Consider the following 22,200-nt stretch of genomic DNA (forward strand, 5'->3'; position numbering starts at 1 on the left):
ATGCTGGCAACCCTGACCCTCAAACAGAAAATTCTGGCCACCGTCACCCTGGCCGTCGTTATCTCCTGCCTGCTGGTGGGCTACTTCAGCCAGCGCGCAGCTCAGCAACTGATCGAAAAGCGCATGTTCGAACAGGAGCTACCCAACCTGACCCAGCGCATCAGCAAGGAGATCGAACAGGATCTCAACGGTATCGCCCGTGCGGCACAGCAGCTGGCCACCGACCGCTTTATTCTCGACTGGGTGGATCGGGGCATGCCCAAGGAGCAGGAGCCACTGCTCATCAATCAGCTCAAGGATGTAGCCAACCAGTACGGGCTGGTCACCGCCTCCTTTGCCGATCGCCAGACCGCGGCCTACTACAACCAGGATGGCTTTCTGCGCAACCTCACTCCGGCTCAGGATGCCTGGTTCTATGACTACACCAAGAGCCAGAAGGAGATGACTCTCAGCATCTTCCGCGAGAGCACCGGCGAGATGAAGCTGTTCGTCAACTTCCAGCAGCTCAATGGTCGCGGACTGGCCGGCTTTGCCAAATCCCTCGACTCAATGGTTGCCATGGTGTCCAACTTCCGGCTGGAAGATAGCGGTATCGTCTTTATGGTCGATGGCAGCGGCAAGGTGAAATTGCACCCCGATGCCAGCCGGATAGAGCGTGACAACCTGAGCCAGCTGGCAGGCAGCGACAGTGGCAGCCTGCTGGCCAAGCACCCCTTTGCCGTAATCAGCGCCGAAGTGAATGGCGAGCCCATGGTGCTGGCCAGCAGCTATATCCCGCTGCTCGACTGGTATCTGGTCGTCCAGGTGCCGGAAGCTGAGATCTACGCCGAGCTGGATCAGAACCGCAACCAGATCCTGATGATCTCGCTGGTCATCGCACTCGCCATGGGGGCCATGGGTATGCTGCTGGCGGGATCTGTCAGCCGCCCGCTCAACGAACTGGCACGTCTGTTCAAGGAGCTGGGCAGCGGTGATGGCGATCTGACCCAGCGCCTCAAGGTGGAGGGCCGTGACGAGCTGAGCCAGGTTGCGACCGGCTTCAACAACTTCGTCGCCAAGATCCACGGCTCCATCGAGCAGGTGGCCAGCAACTCCCGTCAGCTGGCCACGACGGCCAACGAGGTGGCCAGCAAAGCCCAGCTGACCCAGCACAACTGTACCGCCCAGCGTGACCGCACCGTACAGGTGGCTACCGCCATCCACGAGATGGGAGCCACCGTGGGCGAGATTGCCGGCAACGCCTCGCTGGCGGCGGATGTCGCCAAGCAGGCCAATGATCAGGCGGATGCCGGTGCCCACATCGTGGCACAGGCCCGCCACGGCATCGTCGGCCTCTCCGGGGAGATCGAGCAGGTCGCCGGAGTGATCGAGTCGCTGGCCAGCCAGACCGACTCTATCGGCAGCATCCTCGAGACCATCCGCAGTATCTCGGAGCAGACCAACCTGCTGGCGCTCAACGCAGCCATCGAAGCGGCTCGTGCTGGCGAACAGGGCCGCGGCTTCGCCGTGGTGGCCGACGAGGTGCGCAACCTCGCAAACCGCTCCGCCGCTTCTACCGCCGAGATCCAGGAGATGATCAACCGGCTGCAGGATCAGAGCGCCCGCGCCGTCAGCGCCATGGCTCAGGGCCGCAACCAGAGTCTGGAAGTGGTGGCACAGGCCGATGAAGCCAACGCCGCGCTCGGCCATATCACCGCCCATATCACCCAGATCAACGACATGAACATCCAGGTCGCCACCGCTACCGAGGAGCAGTCGAGCGTGGTCGGCGAGATCAACCGCAACGTGGAAGATATCAACCAGCTCACCATGGAGACGGCCGATATCGCCCACCAGCTCACCGAATCGAGCCGCAGCCTGCAGCAGCTCTCTGCCCAGCTGGATAAACTGGTTGGCAACTTCCGGCTATAAACGGGGCCATCAGGCACGATAAAAAGGGCGCTACGGCGCCCTTTCTCATGTGCAAACTCAAGCAGGAAAAAACAGGACAGGGATATCTTTGATATCTAATGACCAAAAACAAAAAGCCGCTCGATTGAGCGGCTTTTTCATGAAGCGGACAGAAGATTACTTTTTCTTCTTGGCCTTGGCGTTCGGTAGGTCAGTGATGGAGCCTTCGAACACTTCGGCTGCCAGACCCACTGACTCGTGCAGAGTCGGGTGAGCGTGGATGGTCAGTGCGATGTCTTCGGCGTCGGCACCCATCTCGATGGCCAAGCCGATTTCACCCAGCAGTTCACCACCATTGGTACCGACGATGGCACCACCGATGACGCGGCCGCTCTCCTTGTCGAAGATCAGCTTGGTCATGCCGTCGGAGCAGTCGGACGCAATGGCGCGACCGGAAGCAGCCCACGGGAAGGTGGCCACTTCGAAGTTCAGGCCCTGTTGCTTGGCTTCCTTCTCGGTCAGACCAACCCATGCCATCTCTGGCTCGGTGTAGGCGATGGACGGGATCACTTTCGGGTCGAAGTAGTGCTTCTTGCCGGCGATGACTTCGGCGGCAACGTGACCTTCGTGCACACCTTTGTGCGCCAGCATCGGCTGACCAACGATGTCACCGATGGCGTGGATGTGCGCCACGTTGGTACGCAGCTGCTTGTCCACCTCGATGAAACCGCGCTCGTTAACGGCAACGCCTGCCTTCTCGGCATCCAGCATCTTGCCGTTCGGCACACGGCCTACGGCAACCAGCACGTTGTCGTAGCGAACCGGCTCGGCCGGAGCGTGCTTGCCTTCGTAGGAGACGTACAGGCCGTCTTCACGGGCTTCAACTGCGGTGACCTTGGTCTCCAGCATGATGTTGAACTTCTTGGCAACGCGCTTGGTGTAGATCTTGACGATATCTTTGTCGGCAGCCGGAACCAGCTGGTCAGCAAATTCCACCACGTCGATCTCGGAACCCAGAGAGGAGTACACGGTACCCATCTCCAGACCGATGATGCCGCCACCGATAACCAGCAGTTTGCCAGGAACGGTTTTCAGCTCCAGCGCATCGGTAGAGTCCCATACGCGGGGATCGTCGTGCGGAATGAACGGCAGCTTCACCGGACGGGAACCGGCCGCGATGATGGCGTTGTCGAAGGTCACGGTGGTCTTGCCATCAGCGCCTTCAACTTCGATGGTGTTCGGGCCGGTGAACTTGCCGAAGCCGTTCACAACCTGAACTTTACGCATCTTGGCCATGCCAGCCAGACCGCCGGTCAGCTGGTTGATAACCTTCTCTTTCCACAGACGGATCTTGTCGATGTCGGTCTGCGGTGCACCAAAGACGATGCCGTGCTCGGCCAGCGCCTTGGCTTCTTCAATCACTTTGGCTACGTGCAGCAGGGCCTTGGAGGGAATGCAACCCACGTTCAGGCAGACGCCACCCAGGGTGGAGTAACGCTCGACGATAATGGTATCCAGACCCAAATCGGCCGCACGGAAAGCAGCGGAATAACCGGCAGGGCCAGCACCCAGTACTACGACCTGGGTTTTGATTTCTTTACTCATCATGACCTCTTTGTCGTTCTTGTATCCCCGGACAGCGCAGTCTTATGCCTTCTTTTCCTTGCAAAACAAGAGGCCGCTGCAGCCGTGAAAAAAACGGGGCAAGTTTACGATCATGTTAATGAAATGAGAAGTAAAAAGGGCAGGCTCTGGGCCCGCCCTCTCACTTACAGGACCAGTCGACGAATGTCGGACAGCACGCCATTCATGGTGGTGATGAAGCGAGCTCCATCGGCACCATCGATCACGCGGTGGTCGTAGCTCAGAGCCAGCGGCAGCATCAGGCGCGGAGCGAACTCTTTGCCGTTCCACTTCGGCTTCATCTCGGACTTGGATACACCGAGGATGGCCACTTCCGGCGCGTTGACGATCGGGGTAAAGCTGGTACCGCCGATGCCACCCAGGCTGGAGATGGTGAAGCAACCGCCCTGCATGTCGGAAGCGGTCAGCTTGCCGGCACGGGCCTTCTTGGAGATCTCGGCCAGATCGCGAGACAGCTCCATGATGCCCTTCTTGTTAACATCGCGCACCACAGGCACAACCAGACCGTTGGGGGTATCAACCGCCACACCGATGTGGATGTACTTCTTCATGATCAGCTTGCTGCCATCTTCGGACAGAGAGCTGCAGAAGCGCGGGTGGGCTTCCAGCGCCTTGGCGGCGGCTTTCAGGATGAACACCAGCGGGGTGATCTTCACGTCTGCCTTCTGCTTCTCGAGCATCGCGTTCTGCTCTTTGCGGAACGCTTCCAGCTCGGTGGTATCGGCTTCGTCGAACTGGGTGACATGAGGGATCATGACCCAGTTGCGGTGCAGGTTCGGACCGGAGATCTTCTGGATGCGGGTCAGCTCGACCTCTTCCACATCACCGAACTTGCTGAAGTCTACTTTCGGCCACGGCAGTACGCCCAGACCGTTGCCACCGGCTACGCCAGCAGAGGCAGGAGCGGACTCAGCACGCTTGATGGCATCCTTCACGTAGGCTTGTACGTCTTCTTTGACGATACGGCCCTTGCGACCGGAGGCTTTCACCTTAGCCAGGTTGACACCGAACTCGCGCGCCAGACGGCGTACCGCCGGAGAGGCGTGTACGTAAGCGTCGTTGGCAACGAAATCGGAAGAGGCAGCAGCCTGAGCAACCGGAGCCGGAGCAGAAGCAACGGGTGCAGCAGCGACCGGAGCGGCAGCTTGAGCAACCGGCGCGGCGACAGGCGCAGCGCCAGCCACTTCGAATACCATGATCAGGGAACCGGTGGAGACCTTGTCACCCGCCTTCACCTTGATCTCTTTGACCACACCGGCGAACGGCGCAGGCACTTCCATGGAGGCCTTGTCACCTTCCACGGCGATCAGGGACTGGTCGGCTTCAACCTTGTCACCAACAGCAACCATGATCTCGGTGACTTCGACTTCGTCGCCACCGATATCCGGTACGTTGACGTCTTTCGCGCCAGCAGCAACCGGGGCGGCGGCAGGAGCTGCAGCCTGAGCCGGTGCAGCAGCAACGGCAGGAGCCGCGCCAGCCACTTCAAATACCATTACCAGAGAGCCGGTAGAAACCTTGGCGCCAGCGGCAACCTTGATCTCGACCACGCGACCAGCGAACGGCGCAGGCACTTCCATGGAGGCCTTGTCACCTTCCACGGCGATAATGGATTGGTCGGCTTCAACCATGTCGCCCACGGCAACCATGATTTCGGTGACTTCTACTTCGTCACCACCGATGTCCGGTACATTGACATCTTTGCGAGCGGCAGCGACCGGTGCGGCGGCCGGAGCTGCAGCAACAGGAGCGGCCACTTCTGCAGGAGCAGCAGCGCCTTCGGCTTCGAAGACCATGATCTGGGAACCGGTGGCGACCTTGTCGCCCACCTTGATCAGGATCTCTTTGACGATACCGGCAGACGGGGCCGGTACTTCCATGGAGGCCTTGTCGCCTTCTACCGCGATGATGGACTGGTCCAGCTCGACCTTGTCACCCACGGCCACCATGATCTCGGTGACTTCAACTTCATCGGCGCCGATATCCGGCACCATAATCTGTTTGGACATTGTGCTTTATCCTCTTGCGTCGATCCGCGTGACTGGCTGATGCCGCCACGCACATCTCGCGTTAACCGTTTTAAACCCTGGCAGGGTAGTGCCGCATGACGGCGCGACCCTTGATCCACTTACGCGTACAGCGGGTTGATCTTGTCGGCATCGATGCCGTACTTGGCGATGGCATCGGCCACAACCTGCTTGTCGATCTCGCCGCGCTTGGCCAGCTCGGTCAGGGCAGCAACCACCACGTAGAACTCGTTCACTTCGAAGTGACGACGCAGGTTGGCGCGGCTGTCGGAACGGCCGTAACCGTCGGTACCCAGCACGCGGTAGTTCTCGGTCGGAACGAAGGCGCGGACCTGATCGGCGAAGGACTTCATGTAGTCGGTCGCAGCGATGGTGGCTTCGGAACCCAGCACCTGAGCGATGTACGGTACGCGAGCGTCTGCTGTCGGGTGCAGCATGTTCCAGCGATCCGCGTCCTGACCGTCACGAGCCAGCTCGTTGAAGGAGGTGACGCTGAACACGTCGGAGCCCACGCCATATTCGCTTGCCAGGATCTGGGCAGCAGTGCGCACGTGACCCAGGATGGAACCACAACCCAGCAGTTGCACTTTCGCCTTGGCACCGGCGACGGATTCCAGCTTGTAGATACCCTTGCGAATGCCTTCCTCGGCACCTTCCGGCATGGCCGGCATGGCGTAGTTCTCGTTCAGGGTGGTGATGTAGTAGAACACGTTCTCCGGGTTCTCACCGTACATGCGGCGCAGGCCGTCCTGTACGATCACTGCCACTTCATAGGCGTAGGACGGGTCGTAGGAGATGCAGTTCGGGATGGTGCCGGCCAGGATGTGGCTGTGACCATCTTCGTGCTGCAGACCTTCGCCGTTCAGGGTAGTACGACCGGAGGTTGCACCCAGCAGGAAGCCACGGGCTTGCTGGTCACCGGCTGCCCACGCCATGTCGCCGATCCGCTGGAAGCCGAACATGGAGTAGTAGATGTAGAACGGGATCATCGGGCAGTCGTTGGTGCTGTAAGAGGTCGCAGCAGCCAGCCAGGAGGACATAGCGCCCAGCTCGTTGATACCGTCTTGCAGAACCTGACCCTGCTTGTCTTCCTTGTAGTAGGAGACGATGTCGCGGTCTTGCGGGGTGTACTGCTGACCGTGCGGGCTGTAGATACCGATCTGGCGGAACAGACCTTCCATACCGAAGGTACGGGCTTCGTCAGCCAGGATCGGAACAATGCGCTTGCCGATGGACTTGTCTTTCAGCATCACGTTCAGGGAACGCACGAACGCCATGGTGGTGGAGATTTCGCGCGCCTGTTCACCCAGCAGCGGAGCGAAGGCATCCAGCGCCGGGATTTCCAGCTTGTCGGTGCTCTCGCGCAGACGGGTCGGCAGGTAGCCTTTCAGGGCCGCACGACGAGCATGCAGGTATTTGTGCTCTTCGCTACCCGCTTCGATCTTCAGGTAAGGCAGGTCGGCCAGCTGCTCGTCGGCCACCGGCAGGTTGAAGCGGTCACGCAGGTGACGCACGGAGTCCAGCTCCATCTTCTTGACCTGGTGAGCGATGTTCTTGCCTTCGGCCGCTTCGCCCATGCCGTAACCCTTGATGGTCTTGGCCAGGATAACAGTCGGCTTGCCCTTGGTCTGGGTCGCTTTGTTGAATGCAGCGAACAGTTTGCGAGGATCGTGACCACCGCGGTTCAGGGCGAAGATCTCCTCGTCGGTCATGTCTTTGACCAGCGCGGCAGTTTCCGGGTAACGGTTGAAGAAGTTCTCGCGGATGTAGGCACCGTCGCGGGACTTCATGGTCTGGTAGTCACCGTCCACTGTCTCGTTCATCAGCTGGATCAGCTTGCCAGAGGTATCCTTGCGCAGCAGCTCATCCCACTTGCGACCCCAGATAACCTTGGTCACGTCCCAGCCGGCGCCGGCGAACAGGCCTTCCAGCTCGTTGATAACCTTGCCGTTACCAACAACCGGGCCATCCAGGCGCTGCAGGTTGCAGTTGACCACGAACACCAGGTTGTCGAGCTTTTCACGCACGGCAACAGTCAGGGCACCCTTGGCTTCCGGCTCGTCCATCTCGCCGTCACCCAGGAAGGCGTAAACGGTCTGCTCGGAGCAATCCTTGATGCCACGGTCGGTCAGGTACTTCAGGAAGCGAGCCTGATAGATGGCGGCGATGGGGCCCAGACCCATGGATACGGTCGGGAACTGCCAGAAGTCCGGCATCAGTTTCGGGTGCGGGTAGGAAGGGATACCCTTGCCATCCACTTCCTGACGGAAGTTGTCCAGCTGCTCTTCGGTCAGACGACCTTCGGCGAAGGCACGGGCATAGATACCCGGGGAGATGTGACCCTGGAAGTAAACCAGGTCACCACCATCCTTCTCGTTGCGAGCTCGGAAGAAGTGGTTGAAGCAGACATCATAGATGGTCGCAGAAGAAGCGAAGGAAGACATGTGACCGCCCAGGTCCAGGTCTTTCTTGGAGGCGCGCAGCACGATCATCATGGCGTTCCAGCGGATGATGGCGCGAATGCGGCGCTCCATCTCCAGGTCGCCCGGGTAGTCCGGCTCTTCGCTGGACGGGATGGTGTTGATGTAATCGCGGTTTGCCTTGGCAGCCACGTCCACACCGCTTGCGCGGGCTTTCTCGGCCAACTGTTCAAGGATGAACTGAGCGCGTTGGGGACCCTCTTCACGCAGCAGGGATTCCAGAGAGGCAAGCCACTCCAGCGTTTCTATCGGGTCCACATCGTTCTTCAGGATATCAGACATGGCTGGTTCCTATTTTGTTGTGATTGCACGGCATTGCACGGCGAAGGGCGCAAGCATTCGACAATAAAGCCTTGTGGGATTAGTTTTCCTGCTGACGGATCCGACGCATGGATCGCTGGATCCGGCTGTCTTCCCTCTGCATATCCAACAAGGTGTCCTCGATAAAGGCCAGATGCTCATGACAAGCTGTTCTGGCCCGCTCCGGAGCCCCCGACAGGATGGCTTCGATCAGATTCGCACGATGGCGTCGGATCTTGGCTACCACTCCCGGGCGGCGATTCAAAATCTCGTTATTTCTCAGAATGTTCTGTTCAAGCATCGGGCTCATGGCCCGCAGCAGATGCAGCAGCACCACGTTGTGGGACGCCTCGGCCACCGCCAGATAGAACTGGGTAACGGCTGCCGATTCGGCCACCAGCGAACCTAACTGGCCCGCCTCTTCGATGGTGGTCTGCACCTGACGAATGCGTTCGAAATCCGCACTGGTACCCCGCAACGCAGCATAGTAGGCGCAGATGCCTTCCAGTGCGTGACGAAACTCCAGCAGGTCATACTGGGCTTCCGGGTGAGTGCTGAGCAGTTCGAACAGGGGATCGGCGATCCCCTTGCTCAGGGCATTCTGCACATAAGTGCCACCGCCCTGACGGCGATAGAGCAACCCGCGAGCTTCAAGTCGCTGGATGGCTTCGCGCAGGGATGGGCGCGATACCTGAAACTGGATGGCGAGTTCGCGTTCGGGAGGCAATTTCTGCCCCGGCTGCAAACTTCCTTCCAGAATCATCTGTTCCAGCTCGGCGACAATGGAGTCGGCCAACTTGGGTTGCGTAATCTTGCGATAGGGCATGAGGCTACTTTGTTAAATTGGTATTACCAATTTCATGAATGGGGCGAAAATTAGCAGAGGCCTTGTCAAAAGTCCACTCAAAAGATGATCTGAATCAAGAATCACCACCACCCAATAAGAGGTAAAGCGGGGTAAACATGATTTGGCTCATAGAAATTGGTCTTACCAATATTCTTGAACAAGCTCACAAATAACATTTGCGCAACCACAAACAAAAATGGCCTGCCATAGAGGCAAGCCATTGATTTTAAAACCCAAACTAAATTTGAATATTTACTTTAACTATTGAGCATCTCGCGGAAGCGTGACCACTGAAAACTCTCCCCCGGATCCGTTTTACGCCCAGGTGCGATATCGCAATGGCCGACAATTTTTTCGATGGTGACCGCCGGGTAACGGGCGGAGATGGCTCGGGTGAGCCCCGTCAGTACGAAATATTGCGCATCTGTATAGGGAATTTCGTCCGTCCCCTCCAGCTCGATGCCGATGGAGAAGTCATTGCAGGCCTCCCTCCCCTGCCAGCTCGATACTCCGGCGTGCCAGGCGCGCGCGCCAAACGGCACATACTGCACCAGCTCGCCATCGCGGCGGATCAGGCAGTGGGCCGAAACCCGCAGCTGATGGATAGCGGCAAAATAGGGGTGAGCCTCGGGGTCGAGCCGTCCCATAAAGAGGTCGTCGATAAAGGGGCCGCCAAACTCCCCCGGCGGCAGGCTGATGCCATGCACCACCAGCAGGGAGATATCGTCTGGCGCTACCCGCTCATTGTGGTGGGGAGAAGGAACACGGCGAGCCTGCTGGCACCAGCCGGCATCATCGATGGAAAAAATGGGGTCAGAATGGGTCATCGGCTACTCGATACGAGTTGAACAGAAAAGCGCGATCAGGGCAGACATCTTGTCACCAAGCCGCTGAATCAGTGGAAAATTGTGTGTTAGGCTGAGTCATCTTCCGCTCGCAATGGATGAGATATGCAGCACACTGCACGCTGGATGTGGTTACTGGCCTGGCTCTCTCTGATGGGTCTGCTGACCCTCTATTTTCACTCCCGCAGCCAACCCAGCGTCACCGCCAGCGGCGAACTGCTGCTGCAAGCCGACCAGAGCGGCCACTACCGTCTGGAGGGTGCCATCAACGGCCACCCGGTGCAACTGCTGCTCGATACCGGCGCCACCCGTGTCACCATTCCGCAGCAGGTTGCCGAGCGGCTGGGTCTGACAGCCCGTGGCAGCAGCCAGGTCAATACCGCTGCGGGTCAGATCCGGGTCGGCAACGGTACCATTGAAACGCTGGCGATGGGGCCATTGACCTTGTACGATTTGGCCATCTTTATCAATCCGGCGGCTGAGGGCGACGAGGTGCTGGTTGGCATGAACGCCCTAGGCCGGCTGGAGCTGGTTCAAAAAGAGCGGCAACTGCTGCTCAGACCCTTGCAGGAATAAGGCATGTTTCAACAGGATGTCAGCCGCGCCGTACGCGCCGCACTACTCGAAGATCTGGGCGATGCCCTCACCGCGCTGGACCAACCGGACGCCAGTGCCGATATCACGGCCCAGCTGATCCCGGCCGACCGGATGGCCAGCGCTCGGGTAATCACCCGTGAAGCCGGTGTGTTCTGCGGTCAGCCATGGGTCGACGAGGTGTTCGTACAACTCGGCGGCGAGGTGAAGGTGGAGTGGAAGGTGCAGGATGGCGAGGTAATATCCCCCAATCAGGAGCTGTTCCGCCTCCATGGCCCAGCCCGCTTGCTGCTGACCGGCGAGCGCAATGCGCTGAACTTCGTCCAGACCCTCTCCGGCGTTGCCACCCTCACCGCTCGCTATGTGGCTGAACTGGAGGAGACCGATTGCCGGCTACTCGACACCCGCAAGACTATCCCGGGCCTGCGCACGGCCCAGAAGTACGCCGTCACCTGTGGCGGCGGCAAGAATCACCGCATCGGTCTCTACGACGCCTATCTCATCAAAGAGAACCATATCCTTGCCTGCGGCGGCATTGCCGAAGCGATTAATGAGGCTCGTCATCTCAATCCGGGCAAACCGGTAGAGGTAGAGGTCGAATCGCTGGCCGAGCTGGAGCAGGCGCTGGCGGCCAACGCCGATATCGTGATGCTGGACAACTTCGATGTTGCCATGATGCGTGAGGCAGTCGCCATCAATCAGGGACGGGCCAAGCTGGAAGTATCCGGTAATGTCACCCTCGATACCCTGGCCGAATTTGCCGCCACCGGCGTCGATTTTATCTCGGTCGGGGCGCTGACCAAGCATGTGCGGGCGCTCGACCTCTCGATGCGTTTTATCTGACAGGAAGATGCGCGCCATCCCGTCGTAAACGGGAAGATAGATAACAGATCATGGACTTGCAAAAGGCGCCTCCGGCGCCTTTTCTTTATGGCAGGAACCCTCTGCATAAGGAGTGTGATAGCGGGCCCTTTACAACCGGTAAAAAGAGTCGATAGAAACTGCTTGCTATATGATTTTCATCATGTTTTTAGCAAATGACAGAAAAGTGGTTAACAAAGGCAGCGATCTCTGTTGCCACCCTTGATAGCTCGGATAAGATACTGACGTGTGGATGATTTTCCATCGGCACTTCCCAGGAACCAAGGACAAAAGGATATTTGAAATGAAGAAACAATCAGGTTTTACCCTTATTGAATTAATGATCGTTGTGGCGATCGTCGCGATTCTGGCCGCGGTAGCCTTGCCGGCTTATCAGAACTACACCAAAAAAGCCAAGATGACCGAAGTTGCTTCTGCTACAGGAAAGTACAAAACCTCAATCGAGGTCTGTGTACAAACAAAAGGCACTGCGTGTGTACTTGCCGATATCCAAAGTGGGGCAGTTGCACAAGGTAATGTCACTACAACAGTTACTGGTGGAGGCACCTCTGCATGGGTGGTAACTTCCGCACCTACCGCTAGTGCCGCAGCTGGAACCTTGGCCCCGCTTGTTGTTGGAGACACGGCGATATTGACAAGCTCGACTCCTTCTAACACCGATCCACTGACATGGACTCTGACATGTGCGACCGGTGCTGCAGATTACTGCCCTGCTAAGTAATGACTTCATCACCCAATAGCGGCCTGGCGTTAAGCTTGGCCGCCTCTTCACTGATAAGTGAGGAGGACTCCCAGCGCTATCTGAGCCAAGCCAAGGCTCAGCGTAAACCCTTTGTAACCTTCCTGATCGAGAACGAAATCCTTGAGAGCAAGGCGCTCGCCGATTTTTGCGAGCTGGAGTATGGGGTACCTCTGCTGGATCTTGCCGCCTTCGATTTGGCCGAGATCCCGCAGAAGTACCTCAATCAGAAGCTGATTGATAAGCATCATGTGCTGCCTATCTACACGCAAGGGCACACCCTCTATATCGCCATGTCCGACCCGACCAATGTGTCGGCACTGGAAGATTTCGGCTTCAGCTTTGGGCTGCATACCGAGGCGCTGCTGGTCGAAGAGAACAAACTCACAGCGGCAATAGGAAAATTGCTGGAGAGTGAGAACGATGCCCTCGGGATGGAGGATATCGATGAATCAGAAATCTCCGACCTCGAAGTGTCCGATGAGAGCAGTCGACTGGATGAAAGCGTCAACACCGCTGATGATGATGCACCCATCGTCAAATACATCAACAAAATCATGATGGATGCCATCAAGCGCGGTGCCTCCGACCTGCACTTTGAACCCTACGAGCAGAAATACCGCATTCGCTTTCGCATCGACGGCATCCTGCATGAAGTAGCAACTCCGCCAGTCAATCTAGCCAACCGTTTTTCTGCCCGTCTCAAGGTCATGGCACGGCTCGATATCGCCGAGCGGCGGCTGCCACAGGATGGCCGTATCAAGCTGAAGCTGTCGCGCAACAAGTCGATGGATATGCGGGTCAACACCCTGCCCACCATGTGGGGTGAGAAAATTGTTATTCGTCTGCTCGACTCTTCGGCAGCCCGCCTCAACATTGAACAACTCGGTTTTGATGATCGGCAAAAGGCGCAATATCTGCGTGCGCTCTCGAAACCTCAAGGCATGATCCTAGTGACCGGCCCGACCGGTTCGGGCAAAACAGTGTCGCTCTACACCGGCCTCAATATTCTCAACACCACTGAGGTCAATATTTCTACCGCGGAAGATCCGGTGGAGATCAACTTGCCCGGAGTCAACCAGGTACAAGTAAACCCCAAAGCTGGTCTCACCTTTGCCAGCGCCCTGCGCTCCTTTCTGCGGCAAGACCCGGATGTGGTGATGGTGGGGGAGATCCGCGATCTGGAAACCGCCGAAATCGCCATCAAGGCAGCGCAGACCGGCCACCTGGTGCTCTCTACCTTGCACACCAACTCTGCCGCCGAAACCCTCACCCGGATGATGAACATGGGGGTACCAGCCTTTAATATCGCCTCCTCGGTAACCCTGATCATGGCCCAGCGGCTGGCACGCAAACTGTGTGACCACTGCAAGGCTCCTGAAGTGGTGCCGGAAGCCGAATTACTGGAGCTGGGCTTTACTCAGCAGCAACTGGCAGCGGGGCTGCGACTGTTCAAACCGGTCGGCTGCAAGGAGTGCTCTGGTGGATACAAGGGGCGGGTCGGTATCTACGAGATCATGCTGATGTCGGAAAACATCGCAAAACTGATCATGCAAGGGGCCAACTCGCTACAAATAGCGGCTATTGCCCAGAAAGAGGGGATGCGTACCTTGCGCATGTCAGGATTGGAAAAGGCTCGCCTTGGCGTCACCAGTCTGGCAGAGGTCAACCGGGTGACGACAAATTGATTGCTCATCCCGATAGCAGGCATCAGAGTGCATAAACACGGGTAAAGATATTGACCGGATAGCAGTCGGCCGCAGAGGCAAGACATCAAATCCGACGGTTCAGGGGTTATCCTCTTCCCTCCAGTCCATTTGCAGGATGCATCGATGGCAACGCTGACCAAGAAAACCAATGCTCCGAAAAAAGTCTTCGCCTTTCGCTGGCAAGGGGTAAACCGCAAAGGACAAAAAGTCTCTGGCGAGCTTCAAGCAGAGAACATAGCCACAGTGAAGGCAGAGCTGCGCAAGCAGGGCGTCAATGTCACCAAGGTTGCCAAGAAGAGTCAGGGGCTCTTCTCCAAGGGCGGTGCCAAGATCAAACCGATGGATATTGCCATCGTATCGCGCCAGATCACTACCATGCTCTCCGCCGGCGTTCCTCTGGTACAAAGCCTGCAAATCATCGCCCGCAGTCACGAAAAGGCATCCATGCGCGAACTGATGGGGCAGATTGCCGCTGATGTGGAAACCGGCACCCCCATGTCGGAAGCGCTGCGCCGTCATCCTCTCTACTTTGACGATCTTTATTGCGATCTGGTGGAAGCGGGCGAACAGTCCGGCGCGCTGGAAACCATCTATGACCGCATCGCCACCTATCGGGAAAAATCGGAAGCGCTCAAGTCGAAGATAAAAAAGGCGATGTTCTACCCAACCATGGTTATCCTGGTTGCGATTGTCGTTACCTCCATCCTGTTGCTCTTCGTCATCCCGCAATTCGAAGATATCTTCAAAAGCTTCGGTGCCGAGCTGCCTGCATTTACGCAGTTTGTTATCGGCATCTCCCGCTTTATGCAGAACTGGTGGTACGTTTTCTTCGGTGGAATCGCGCTGGCCATCTTTCTCTATGTCCGTGCCTGGCGAGCCTCCCAGAAGGTAAAAGATAATACCGACAAGTTTGTGCTCACTATTCCGGTAGTCGGGATGATCCTGCACAAAGCCGCCATGGCCCGCTTTGCTCGCACCCTTTCCACCACCTTCTCGGCCGGTATCCCGCTGGTAGATGCGCTTATTTCAGCTGCTGGAGCCTCAGGTAACTATGTCTATCGCACCGCAGTGATGGCAATTCGCAACGAGGTGGTAGCCGGCATGCAGATCAACGTTGCTATGCGTACCGTGGATCTTTTCCCCGACATGGTGATCCAGATGGTGATGATCGGCGAGGAGTCCGGCGCCATCGATGATATGCTCTCCAAGGTCGCCACCATCTTCGAACAGGAGGTGGATGATCTGGTCGATGGCCTCACCAGCCTGCTGGAACCCCTCATCATGGTGGTGCTCGGGGTGCTGGTCGGCGGTATGGTTATCGCTATGTACCTGCCCATCTTCAAGCTTGGCGACGTGGTAGGCTGATTTATCAGGGCATGGCACTACAACCATGCCCTCCCCCTCATTTGATGACTGACGGTTGGTTATGACACTTCTTCTCGAGCTGGCTCACGGATTGCCCTGGCTCTACTTCTCGCTGGTTTTTATCTTCTCCCTGATGATCGGCAGCTTTCTCAACGTGGTGATCCATCGGTTGCCCATTATGTTGGAACGAGAATGGCAGGCTGAATATCGAGGCTACTTCACCCCCGATGAAGAGCAATCAACCGAACCGCGCTACAACCTGATGGTGCCGCGCTCGGCATGCCCCCATTGCGGCCATGCCATCACAGCACTGGAAAATATCCCGCTGTTGAGCTGGCTCTGGCTCAAGGGGCGCTGTGGTGAGTGCCAAGCCCCTATTTCGGCCCGCTATCCGCTGGTTGAACTATTTACAGCCCTCCTCTCGGTGGCCGTAGCCATGGTGATTTCACCGGGTTGGGGTACCCTTGCCGCCCTGCTACTGACCTGGGTATTGGTGGCCCTCACCTTTATCGATCTCGACAAGATGTTGCTGCCAGATCAGCTGACCCTGCCGCTGCTATGGGGCGGTTTGCTGTTCAACCTGAGCGGTGGTTTTGCACCGCTTGCTGATGCTGTGATCGGTGCCATGGCTGGATATCTGGTGCTCTGGAGCCTCTACTGGGCTTTCAAACTGCTGACCGGCAAGGAAGGGATGGGCTATGGCGACTTCAAGTTGCTGGCGGCACTGGGGGCCTGGCTCGGCTGGCAGGCACTGCCGATCATACTGCTGCTCTCATCTTTGGTTGGTGCCATCATCGGCATCTCGCTCATTGCCCTGCGCAAACACCATCAGGGTAACCCCATCCCCTTTGGTCCCTACCTCGCCATCGCGGGCTGGATTGCGCTGCTATGGGGCGATACCATCACCCGCTGGTATCTCACCACCATCCTCTGAAACAGGCGCTCTGACTCATGTATGTAGTTGCAATAACCGGCGGCATCGGCAGCGGCAAGACGACAATTGCCAACCAATTTGCCGAGCTGGGTATCGACGTCGTGGATGCCGATGTGATTGCCCGCGAGGTCGTTGAGCCCGGCAGCCCGGCTCTCGCAGCCATCGCCGACCACTTTGGCCCTGATGTCATAACCCCCGACGGTCAACTGGATCGCCGCCGCCTGCGCGAACGGGTTTTCAGTGACCCATCGACCAAAGCATGGCTAAATGCCCTGCTCCACCCGCTCATTCGCAGCGAGATGCAGCGCCAGTGTGCCGCAGCCCGCTCCCCCTACTGTCTGCTGGTCGTGCCGCTACTGGTGGAAAACAAGCTCACCGGCCTGGCCAATAGGGTACTGGTAGTCGATGTGGACGAGGCGACCCAAATCGAGCGCACCTGCCGCCGGGATGGTGTTACCGCCGAGCAGGCCAAGGCCATCATCGCCGCACAGGCGAGCCGGTCGGAGCGCCTGGCAGCGGCGGATGATGTCATCGAGAACCTCAATGGCAGCGAAATGGCGATAAAAGCTCGGATTTTAACGCTGCACGAAACATATCTGGCATTTGCCTCTCAACAAGCCGGTTAACAGTGAGTACACTAGGCCGGATTTATGGCTGGCCAGGATTAGGCATGATTTACGATTTCCCCCTCAATGAAAAAAGCCGGACCTATCTTCGTCTGGAATCCCTGTTTTCCCAGATCCGCGACAATCTGGAGAACGACCAGCCCTGGGCTCATATCGCCTTCTTCAAAGGGTTGTTCGATCTGCAGGAGCTGCTGGAGCGTGGTGACCTGCGTGCCGACCTGATCAAGGATCTCGAGCGTCTCGGCCAGCGCCTGAGCCACTGGGCCAGCCTGCCCGACGTCGATCTGGAGCAGATCAAGCAGATGCAGCACGAGAGCAGCCAGCTCTCCCGCAGCCTGCTCAACTCCCCACGCCCCGGCGCGCGCCTGAAAGAGGATCGCCTGCTCGGCTCCATCCGTCAGCGCTTCTCCATCCCGGGTGGCCTGTGTGCCTTCGACGTACCGCAGTTGCACCACTGGCTCGGTACGCCTGCCATTACCCGCCATCAGCAGATGCAGCTGTGGCTGAGCGACATCACCCTGCTGATGAATGCCATCACCCTGTTGCTGCGCCTGTGGCGCGAATCAGGCAGTTTCAGCGAGCAGGTAGCGACCAATGGTTTCTTCCAGGATACCGCCGAGAGCGCCGAGCTTATCCGCATCAAGCTGCCGGGCAACCTCTGCTGCTACCCCACCCTGAGCGGCCACAAGAACCGCTTTGCGCTGCGCTTCCTGCCAACCGGCGAACAGCCGATTGGCGATGTGCCATTCCAGCTCGCCTGCTGCTAGGGAGTGCTTATGGTCACCAAGGTAAAGTGCCCGACCTGCCAGAGCGAAGTGGAATGGGGCCCGCAGAGCCCGTTTCGCCCCTTCTGCAGCAAGCGCTGCCAGCTGATCGATCTCGGCGAGTGGGCCGATGAGGAGAAGCGGATCCCCGGGGAGATCAACCCTGACCTGCTGCCAGAGCCGGAAGAGGGTGATCAGTGGCTATAAGCCAGAGGTCGCTCGATTCTGCAAAGTAAAAAGGGCCATACGGCCCTTTTTACATAGCTAGATAACGGCAGGTTACGCTTGAGCCGCCTGCAGACGCGCCACAATCGGGCCGTTGGCATCAGGGAAGTGGTAGTTGTGCAGTTCGGCGACCGGCACCCATAAACACTCCTGACCCTCTTTGCCAAAGGGTTCACCGCTGAAACGGGTCACTTTCCAGATATCGAGCAGTACCTGCTTCTCCGGGTAGTCGTGATGCAGTTCCATGAAGGGGGCACAATCCTGCACCCGGATCCCGATCTCCTCCCACAGCTCCCGATCCAGCGCTGTCAGCAGATCCTCACCGGACTCCACCTTGCCGCCGGGAAACTCCCAGCGATCGCCCTGATGGCGGTCGGAAGAGCGCTTGGCAATGAAGATATCGCCTTGCTCGTTCTCGATGACGCCAACGGCCACCCAGATCCGTTTTTTCTGTTCCATCAATAACCTCTGTTCGCTTGTTGCCACCAATAACAAGGCGGGCACTGGGCCCGCCTTTTATGGCATCGGGTCGATCAGGTCAACTGACCGTGGCAATGCTTGTACTTCTTGCCGGAGCCGCACGGGCAGGGATCGTTACGGCCGATCTTCTGCTCGTCGCGCACGAAGGTGGTGTGACTCTCGGCAGCACTTTCCTCTTCGTCCGCCAGCTGGTTCTCGGCAGCAGCGTGGGTGTAGGTACGGGGGGCAGACTCGGCCTGCTGGCGCTGCTGCTCTTCCATCGCCTCTACATCGCGCTCCTGCACCTGAACCCGGCTCAGGATGCTGACCACGTCGCGCTTGAGAGTTTCCAGCATCTGGGTAAACAGATCGAAGGATTCGCGCTTGTACTCCTGCTTGGGGTTCTTCTGGGCGTAGCCGCGCAGATGGATGCCCTGACGCAGGTGATCCATGGCCGCCAGATGCTCTTTCCAGAGGCCATCCAGAGTCTGCAGCATCACCGCTTTCTCGAAGTTGCGCAGCACCTCTTTGCCAACCAGCTCCTCCTTGTGTGCATAGAGCTTGGTGGCTTCGTCCAGAATGCGCTCGCGCAGCTTCTCTTCGTACAGCTTGTCATCTTCCGCCAGCCACTGCTGCAGCGGCAGGTCGAGGGCGAAGTCGGACTTAAGGCGAGCTTCCAGACCCGGTACATCCCACATCTCCTCCAGAGACTGGGGCGGAATGTACTCATCGATGATGGCGCCATAAACGTCATCGCGGATAACGTGAATGGTCTCGGAGATGTCGTTGGTATCCAGCAACTCGTTGCGCTGCTCGTAAACCACCTTGCGCTGGTCGTTAGCAACGTCATCAAACTCCAGCAGGCTCTTGCGGATGTCGAAGTTGCGACCTTCCACCTTGCGCTGGGCGTTTTCAATCGCCTTGGTGACCCACGGGTGCTCGATGGCCTCGCCCTCTTCCATACCCAGCTTCTTCATCATGCCGGTCACGCGATCGGAGGCGAAGATCCGCATCAGGGTATCTTCCATGGAGAGATAGAAACGGGAGGAGCCCGGGTCACCCTGACGACCGGAACGGCCGCGCAGCTGGTTGTCGATACGACGGGACTCGTGACGCTCGGTACCGATGATATGCAGGCCGCCGGCAGCCAGCACCGCATCGTGACGCACCTGCCATGCCGATTTGAGCTCGGCAACCTGTGCCTCGGTCGGATTCTCCAGCTTGGCGATCTCCGCCTGCCAGTTACCGCCCAGCACTATGTCGGTACCACGACCCGCCATGTTGGTGGCGATGGTGACCGCGCCAGTCTGGCCAGCCTGGGCGACGATCTCCGCTTCCATGGCGTGGAACTTGGCGTTCAGCACCTGGTGCGGGATCTTCTCCTTGTTGAGAATGCCGGAGAGCAGTTCGGAGTTCTCGATGGAAACGGTACCTACCAGTACTGGCTGGCCACGCTCCACGCACTCGCGGATGTCCTTGACGATGGCGGCATACTTCTCGTTGGCGGTCAGGTAGACCAGATCGCCCATGTCTTTGCGCACCATCGGCTTGTTGGTCGGGATAACCACGGTATCCAGGCCATAAATCTGCTGGAATTCAAAAGCTTCGGTATCAGCAGTACCGGTCATGCCCGCCAGCTTGTTGTAGAGACGGAAGTAGTTCTGGAAGGTGATGGAAGCCAGAGTCTGGTTCTCGTTCTGGATCTTGACCCCTTCCTTCGCCTCGACCGCCTGATGCAGACCATCAGACCAGCGACGGCCCGGCATGGTACGGCCGGTATGCTCGTCGACGATGACGATCTCGTCCTTCTGCACGATGTAGTCGACGTTGCGCTCAAACAGGGTATGGGCGCGCAGACCGGCGTTGACGTGGTGCAGCAGGCTGATGTTGGTGGCGGAGAACAGAGAGTCGTTCTCATCGAGCAGCCCCTCTTTCTTGAGAAGCTCTTCCACGAAGATCTGGCCGTTTTCGGTCAGCAGCGCCTGACGGTTCTTCTCGTCTACCGTGTAGTGACCGTCGCCGGTGTACTCCTCGGTATCTTCCTTGTCCTGCTTGACCAGCAGCGGGATCAGCTTGTTGACACGAATATAGAGCTCGGAGCTGTCTTCCGCCGGGCCGGAGATGATGAGCGGGGTACGGGCTTCGTCGATGAGCACCGAGTCCACCTCATCCACCAGCGCGTAGTTGAGCGGACGCTGGACGCGCTGCTCGGGCGAGAACGCCATGTTGTCGCGCAGGTAGTCGAAACCGAATTCGTTGTTGGTACCGTAGGTGATATCGGCCGCATAGGCGTCACGCTTCTGGGATGCATCCATGCCCGGCACGTTGCACGCCACGGTCATGCCGAGGAAGGAGAACAGCGGGCGGTTTGCCTCGGCGTCACGCTTGGCCAGATAGTCGTTCACGGTCACGACGTGGACGCCGCGGCCGCTCAGGGCATTCAGGTAAGCCGGCAGGGTCGCGGTCAGGGTCTTACCCTCACCGGTCTTCATTTCCGCGATGCGGTTGGAGTTCAGCACCATGCCGCCGATCAGCTGCACGTCGAAGTGACGCATGCCAAATACCCGCTTGGAGGCTTCGCGCACAGTGGCGAAGGCTTCCGGCAGCAGCTGCTCCAGGGTCTCGCCCTGCTCCAGACGCTGACGGTACTCGGCCGTCTTGGCCTGCAGCTCGGCATCCGAGAGAGCCTCGAACTGCGGCTCCATGGCATTGATCTGTTTTACAATTTTGCGCAAAGCCTTGAGCGTTCTGTCGTTCCGGCTGCCGATAATCTTGGTAAGCAGTGTGCTAATCATGGGTACCAACTATTTCTGGTTATATAAAGCGTTCCGTCACTGGAACCTGAAGAAAAAAACCTAACCCCGGCTGGCACTGAGAAAGCGTGCGGGGTTTACCTGACGACCATCTTTCAACACTTCGTAATGCAAATGGACCCCGGTCGCGCGACCGGTGCGTCCCATCAAGGCAATCTTCTGCCCCTGATCAACCAGGGTGCCCACCTCGACCAGCAACTTGGAGTTGTGGGCATAGCGGGTGACCAGACCATTGCCGTGATTAATCTCCACCATGTTGCCAAATTCCGGATGACGGCCGGCCCAGCTGACAATGCCAGGCCCTGTGGCCAGAATGGGGGTCCCGGGTTTGCCACGGTAATCCACCCCTTTGTGCATCTTGGCACGCCCGTTGAACGGATCGACCCGTCCGCCAAAGCCGGACGAGACCCAGACTCGCTCCTGCTTGACCGGCGTGCCGGAAATAAAACCGGCATCGGTGATATGGTGATTCATGATGAAAGATTCAAGTACCGACAGCTGCTCTTCACGACTGCTGAGCTGTTGGCTGAGATGTTTCATGGAGGCTTGCAGCTCGTTGAGGCTCACTTCCAGATCTTCATCGTAAGAGGGGCCGCCCATCGGGGGCAGCTCTTTGAAATTGAACTCTTCGGGATCGAGATCGGCCTGCTCGGTCAGCCGTTCGCCAAGGGCATTCAGGCGGCCAAGCTGGCCCTGCATGGTGCCCACCTGGGCTGCCAGCATCGCCAGCTGCTCGCGGGCTTCATCGCCGCTCTGGTCTACGGAACGCTGTTCTGCCATGGCCAGCGCCACTTCAAGCGCATCCATCTTCTTCTGCCAGCTCTGCCAGAGCCAGCCGCCCCCAAGGGCCAACAGGGAGAAAACAATACCGCCGACCCATGCCAGACGTTGTTTTGGTAAGTGCAACCTGCGTCGCTGCTTGCCGTGGAGGATCAGGGTAATGCTCATAGAAATCAGTCTGCTCGGTCAGGTGCGGCCATGGGCCTGCACGGGAAATAAAACCGGGAGATAGTCGGTATTAAAGGATGGAGTAAACAAATGACGGAACGTCGGTGCG

The 22,200-nt window shown here is 58.2% G+C and carries 18 protein-coding genes; 10 read left to right on the forward strand and 8 right to left on the reverse strand.

Annotated elements, in window-relative coordinates; translation table 11 throughout:
• Positions 1 to 1,911, forward strand: a complete 1,911-nt coding sequence (locus AACR93_RS18160) for a methyl-accepting chemotaxis protein (RefSeq protein ID WP_043851590.1) — start codon at positions 1 to 3, stop codon at positions 1,909 to 1,911.
• 156 nt (positions 1,912 to 2,067) lie between these two features.
• Here AACR93_RS18160 and lpdA read toward each other — a convergent pair whose 3' ends face one another.
• From lpdA to ampD, 5 genes are all read right to left on the reverse strand, one after another.
• Positions 2,068 to 3,495: a dihydrolipoyl dehydrogenase gene (gene lpdA / locus AACR93_RS18165; protein ID WP_033115370.1), complete on the reverse strand. Its 1,428-nt coding sequence runs from the start codon at positions 3,493 to 3,495 to the stop codon at positions 2,068 to 2,070.
• 164 nt (positions 3,496 to 3,659) lie between these two features.
• Positions 3,660 to 5,543 carry a pyruvate dehydrogenase complex dihydrolipoyllysine-residue acetyltransferase gene (gene aceF / locus AACR93_RS18170; protein ID WP_043851591.1) on the reverse strand — a complete coding sequence of 628 codons (1,884 nt, stop codon included), beginning with the start codon at positions 5,541 to 5,543 and terminating at the stop codon, positions 3,660 to 3,662.
• 119 nt (positions 5,544 to 5,662) lie between these two features.
• Positions 5,663 to 8,323: a pyruvate dehydrogenase (acetyl-transferring), homodimeric type gene (gene aceE / locus AACR93_RS18175; RefSeq protein WP_043851592.1), complete on the reverse strand. Its 2,661-nt coding sequence runs from the start codon at positions 8,321 to 8,323 to the stop codon at positions 5,663 to 5,665.
• Between the two features lie 79 nt (positions 8,324 to 8,402).
• The gene (gene pdhR / locus AACR93_RS18180; RefSeq protein WP_043851593.1) at positions 8,403 to 9,167 is read right to left on the reverse strand and encodes a pyruvate dehydrogenase complex transcriptional repressor PdhR; all 765 of its coding nucleotides are present in this window, start codon (positions 9,165 to 9,167) and stop codon (positions 8,403 to 8,405) included.
• 278 nt (positions 9,168 to 9,445) lie between these two features.
• A complete protein-coding gene (gene ampD, locus AACR93_RS18185) occupies positions 9,446 to 10,015 on the reverse strand; it encodes a 1,6-anhydro-N-acetylmuramyl-L-alanine amidase AmpD (RefSeq protein ID WP_043851594.1) in 570 nt (189 codons plus the stop codon).
• Between the two features lie 123 nt (positions 10,016 to 10,138).
• Between ampD and AACR93_RS18190 the strand changes: the two genes are divergently transcribed.
• The 9 genes from AACR93_RS18190 to yacG all read left to right on the forward strand — a co-directional run bounded on the left by AACR93_RS18190 (position 10,139) and on the right by yacG (position 17,853).
• Positions 10,139 to 10,609 (forward strand): retropepsin-like aspartic protease family protein, encoded by a 471-nt coding sequence (locus tag AACR93_RS18190; RefSeq protein ID WP_041210672.1) that lies wholly within the window; start codon positions 10,139 to 10,141, stop codon positions 10,607 to 10,609.
• A 3-nt stretch (positions 10,610 to 10,612) separates the two neighbouring features.
• The gene (nadC, locus tag AACR93_RS18195; protein WP_043851595.1) at positions 10,613 to 11,470 is read left to right on the forward strand and encodes a carboxylating nicotinate-nucleotide diphosphorylase; all 858 of its coding nucleotides are present in this window, start codon (positions 10,613 to 10,615) and stop codon (positions 11,468 to 11,470) included.
• 322 nt (positions 11,471 to 11,792) lie between these two features.
• A complete protein-coding gene (locus AACR93_RS18200) occupies positions 11,793 to 12,230 on the forward strand; it encodes a pilin (RefSeq protein WP_043851596.1) in 438 nt (145 codons plus the stop codon).
• On the forward strand, positions 12,230 to 13,936 hold the full coding sequence (tapB, locus tag AACR93_RS18205) for a PilB family type IVa pilus assembly ATPase TapB (protein WP_043851597.1): 1,707 nt from the start codon (positions 12,230 to 12,232) through the stop codon (positions 13,934 to 13,936). The genes AACR93_RS18200 and tapB overlap by 1 nt, the downstream gene beginning before the upstream one ends.
• Before the next feature lie 144 nt (positions 13,937 to 14,080).
• Entirely contained in the window at positions 14,081 to 15,322 is a 1,242-nt protein-coding gene (locus AACR93_RS18210; RefSeq protein WP_043851598.1) for a type II secretion system F family protein, read from the forward strand.
• Between the two features lie 61 nt (positions 15,323 to 15,383).
• The gene (locus AACR93_RS18215) at positions 15,384 to 16,256 is read left to right on the forward strand and encodes a prepilin peptidase (RefSeq protein WP_043851599.1); all 873 of its coding nucleotides are present in this window, start codon (positions 15,384 to 15,386) and stop codon (positions 16,254 to 16,256) included.
• 17 nt (positions 16,257 to 16,273) lie between these two features.
• Complete coding sequence (gene coaE / locus AACR93_RS18220) at positions 16,274 to 16,882, forward strand: dephospho-CoA kinase (RefSeq protein ID WP_043851600.1); 609 nt, start codon at positions 16,274 to 16,276, stop codon at positions 16,880 to 16,882.
• 44 nt (positions 16,883 to 16,926) lie between these two features.
• Positions 16,927 to 17,649, forward strand: coding sequence for a cell division protein ZapD (zapD, locus tag AACR93_RS18225; protein WP_041210678.1), 723 nt, complete (start codon positions 16,927 to 16,929; stop codon positions 17,647 to 17,649).
• Positions 17,650 to 17,658: 9 nt separating this feature from the next.
• Positions 17,659 to 17,853, forward strand: a complete 195-nt coding sequence (yacG, locus tag AACR93_RS18230; protein WP_005336142.1) for a DNA gyrase inhibitor YacG — start codon at positions 17,659 to 17,661, stop codon at positions 17,851 to 17,853.
• A 72-nt stretch (positions 17,854 to 17,925) separates the two neighbouring features.
• Here yacG and mutT read toward each other — a convergent pair whose 3' ends face one another.
• The 3 genes from mutT to AACR93_RS18245 all read right to left on the reverse strand — a co-directional run bounded on the left by mutT (position 17,926) and on the right by AACR93_RS18245 (position 22,091).
• Positions 17,926 to 18,330: an 8-oxo-dGTP diphosphatase MutT gene (gene mutT / locus AACR93_RS18235; protein ID WP_041210679.1), complete on the reverse strand. Its 405-nt coding sequence runs from the start codon at positions 18,328 to 18,330 to the stop codon at positions 17,926 to 17,928.
• A gap of 74 nt (positions 18,331 to 18,404) precedes the next feature.
• Positions 18,405 to 21,125: a preprotein translocase subunit SecA gene (gene secA / locus AACR93_RS18240; protein ID WP_043851601.1), complete on the reverse strand. Its 2,721-nt coding sequence runs from the start codon at positions 21,123 to 21,125 to the stop codon at positions 18,405 to 18,407.
• Between the two features lie 60 nt (positions 21,126 to 21,185).
• Positions 21,186 to 22,091 carry a M23 family metallopeptidase gene (locus AACR93_RS18245; RefSeq protein WP_043851602.1) on the reverse strand — a complete coding sequence of 302 codons (906 nt, stop codon included), beginning with the start codon at positions 22,089 to 22,091 and terminating at the stop codon, positions 21,186 to 21,188.
• Positions 22,092 to 22,200 lie beyond the last annotated feature (109 nt).

It is taken from the genome of Aeromonas sp. L_1B5_3, from assembly GCF_963866575.1.
Lineage (GTDB): Bacteria > Pseudomonadota > Gammaproteobacteria > Enterobacterales > Aeromonadaceae > Aeromonas > Aeromonas jandaei.

Excerpts from the sequence above, each read along its gene's own strand:
- lpdA (WP_033115370.1), bottom strand. The coding sequence starts at position 3,495 with ATGAGTAAAGAAATCAAAACCCAGGTCGTAGTACTGGGTGCTGGCCCT.
- secA (WP_043851601.1), bottom strand. The coding sequence starts at position 21,125 with ATGATTAGCACACTGCTTACCAAGATTATCGGCAGCCGGAACGACAGA.
- pdhR (WP_043851593.1), bottom strand. The coding sequence starts at position 9,167 with ATGCCCTATCGCAAGATTACGCAACCCAAGTTGGCCGACTCCATTGTC.
- aceF (WP_043851591.1), bottom strand. The coding sequence starts at position 5,543 with ATGTCCAAACAGATTATGGTGCCGGATATCGGCGCCGATGAAGTTGAA.
- coaE (WP_043851600.1), top strand. The coding sequence starts at position 16,274 with ATGTATGTAGTTGCAATAACCGGCGGCATCGGCAGCGGCAAGACGACA.
- aceE (WP_043851592.1), bottom strand. The coding sequence starts at position 8,323 with ATGTCTGATATCCTGAAGAACGATGTGGACCCGATAGAAACGCTGGAG.
- zapD (WP_041210678.1), top strand. The coding sequence starts at position 16,927 with ATGATTTACGATTTCCCCCTCAATGAAAAAAGCCGGACCTATCTTCGT.
- AACR93_RS18245 (WP_043851602.1), bottom strand. The coding sequence starts at position 22,091 with ATGAGCATTACCCTGATCCTCCACGGCAAGCAGCGACGCAGGTTGCAC.
- tapB (WP_043851597.1), top strand. The coding sequence starts at position 12,230 with ATGACTTCATCACCCAATAGCGGCCTGGCGTTAAGCTTGGCCGCCTCT.
- AACR93_RS18210 (WP_043851598.1), top strand. The coding sequence starts at position 14,081 with ATGGCAACGCTGACCAAGAAAACCAATGCTCCGAAAAAAGTCTTCGCC.
- AACR93_RS18160 (WP_043851590.1), top strand. The coding sequence starts at position 1 with ATGCTGGCAACCCTGACCCTCAAACAGAAAATTCTGGCCACCGTCACC.
- AACR93_RS18215 (WP_043851599.1), top strand. The coding sequence starts at position 15,384 with ATGACACTTCTTCTCGAGCTGGCTCACGGATTGCCCTGGCTCTACTTC.
- AACR93_RS18190 (WP_041210672.1), top strand. The coding sequence starts at position 10,139 with ATGCAGCACACTGCACGCTGGATGTGGTTACTGGCCTGGCTCTCTCTG.
- yacG (WP_005336142.1), top strand. The coding sequence starts at position 17,659 with ATGGTCACCAAGGTAAAGTGCCCGACCTGCCAGAGCGAAGTGGAATGG.
- mutT (WP_041210679.1), bottom strand. The coding sequence starts at position 18,330 with ATGGAACAGAAAAAACGGATCTGGGTGGCCGTTGGCGTCATCGAGAAC.
- ampD (WP_043851594.1), bottom strand. The coding sequence starts at position 10,015 with ATGACCCATTCTGACCCCATTTTTTCCATCGATGATGCCGGCTGGTGC.
- nadC (WP_043851595.1), top strand. The coding sequence starts at position 10,613 with ATGTTTCAACAGGATGTCAGCCGCGCCGTACGCGCCGCACTACTCGAA.
- AACR93_RS18200 (WP_043851596.1), top strand. The coding sequence starts at position 11,793 with ATGAAGAAACAATCAGGTTTTACCCTTATTGAATTAATGATCGTTGTG.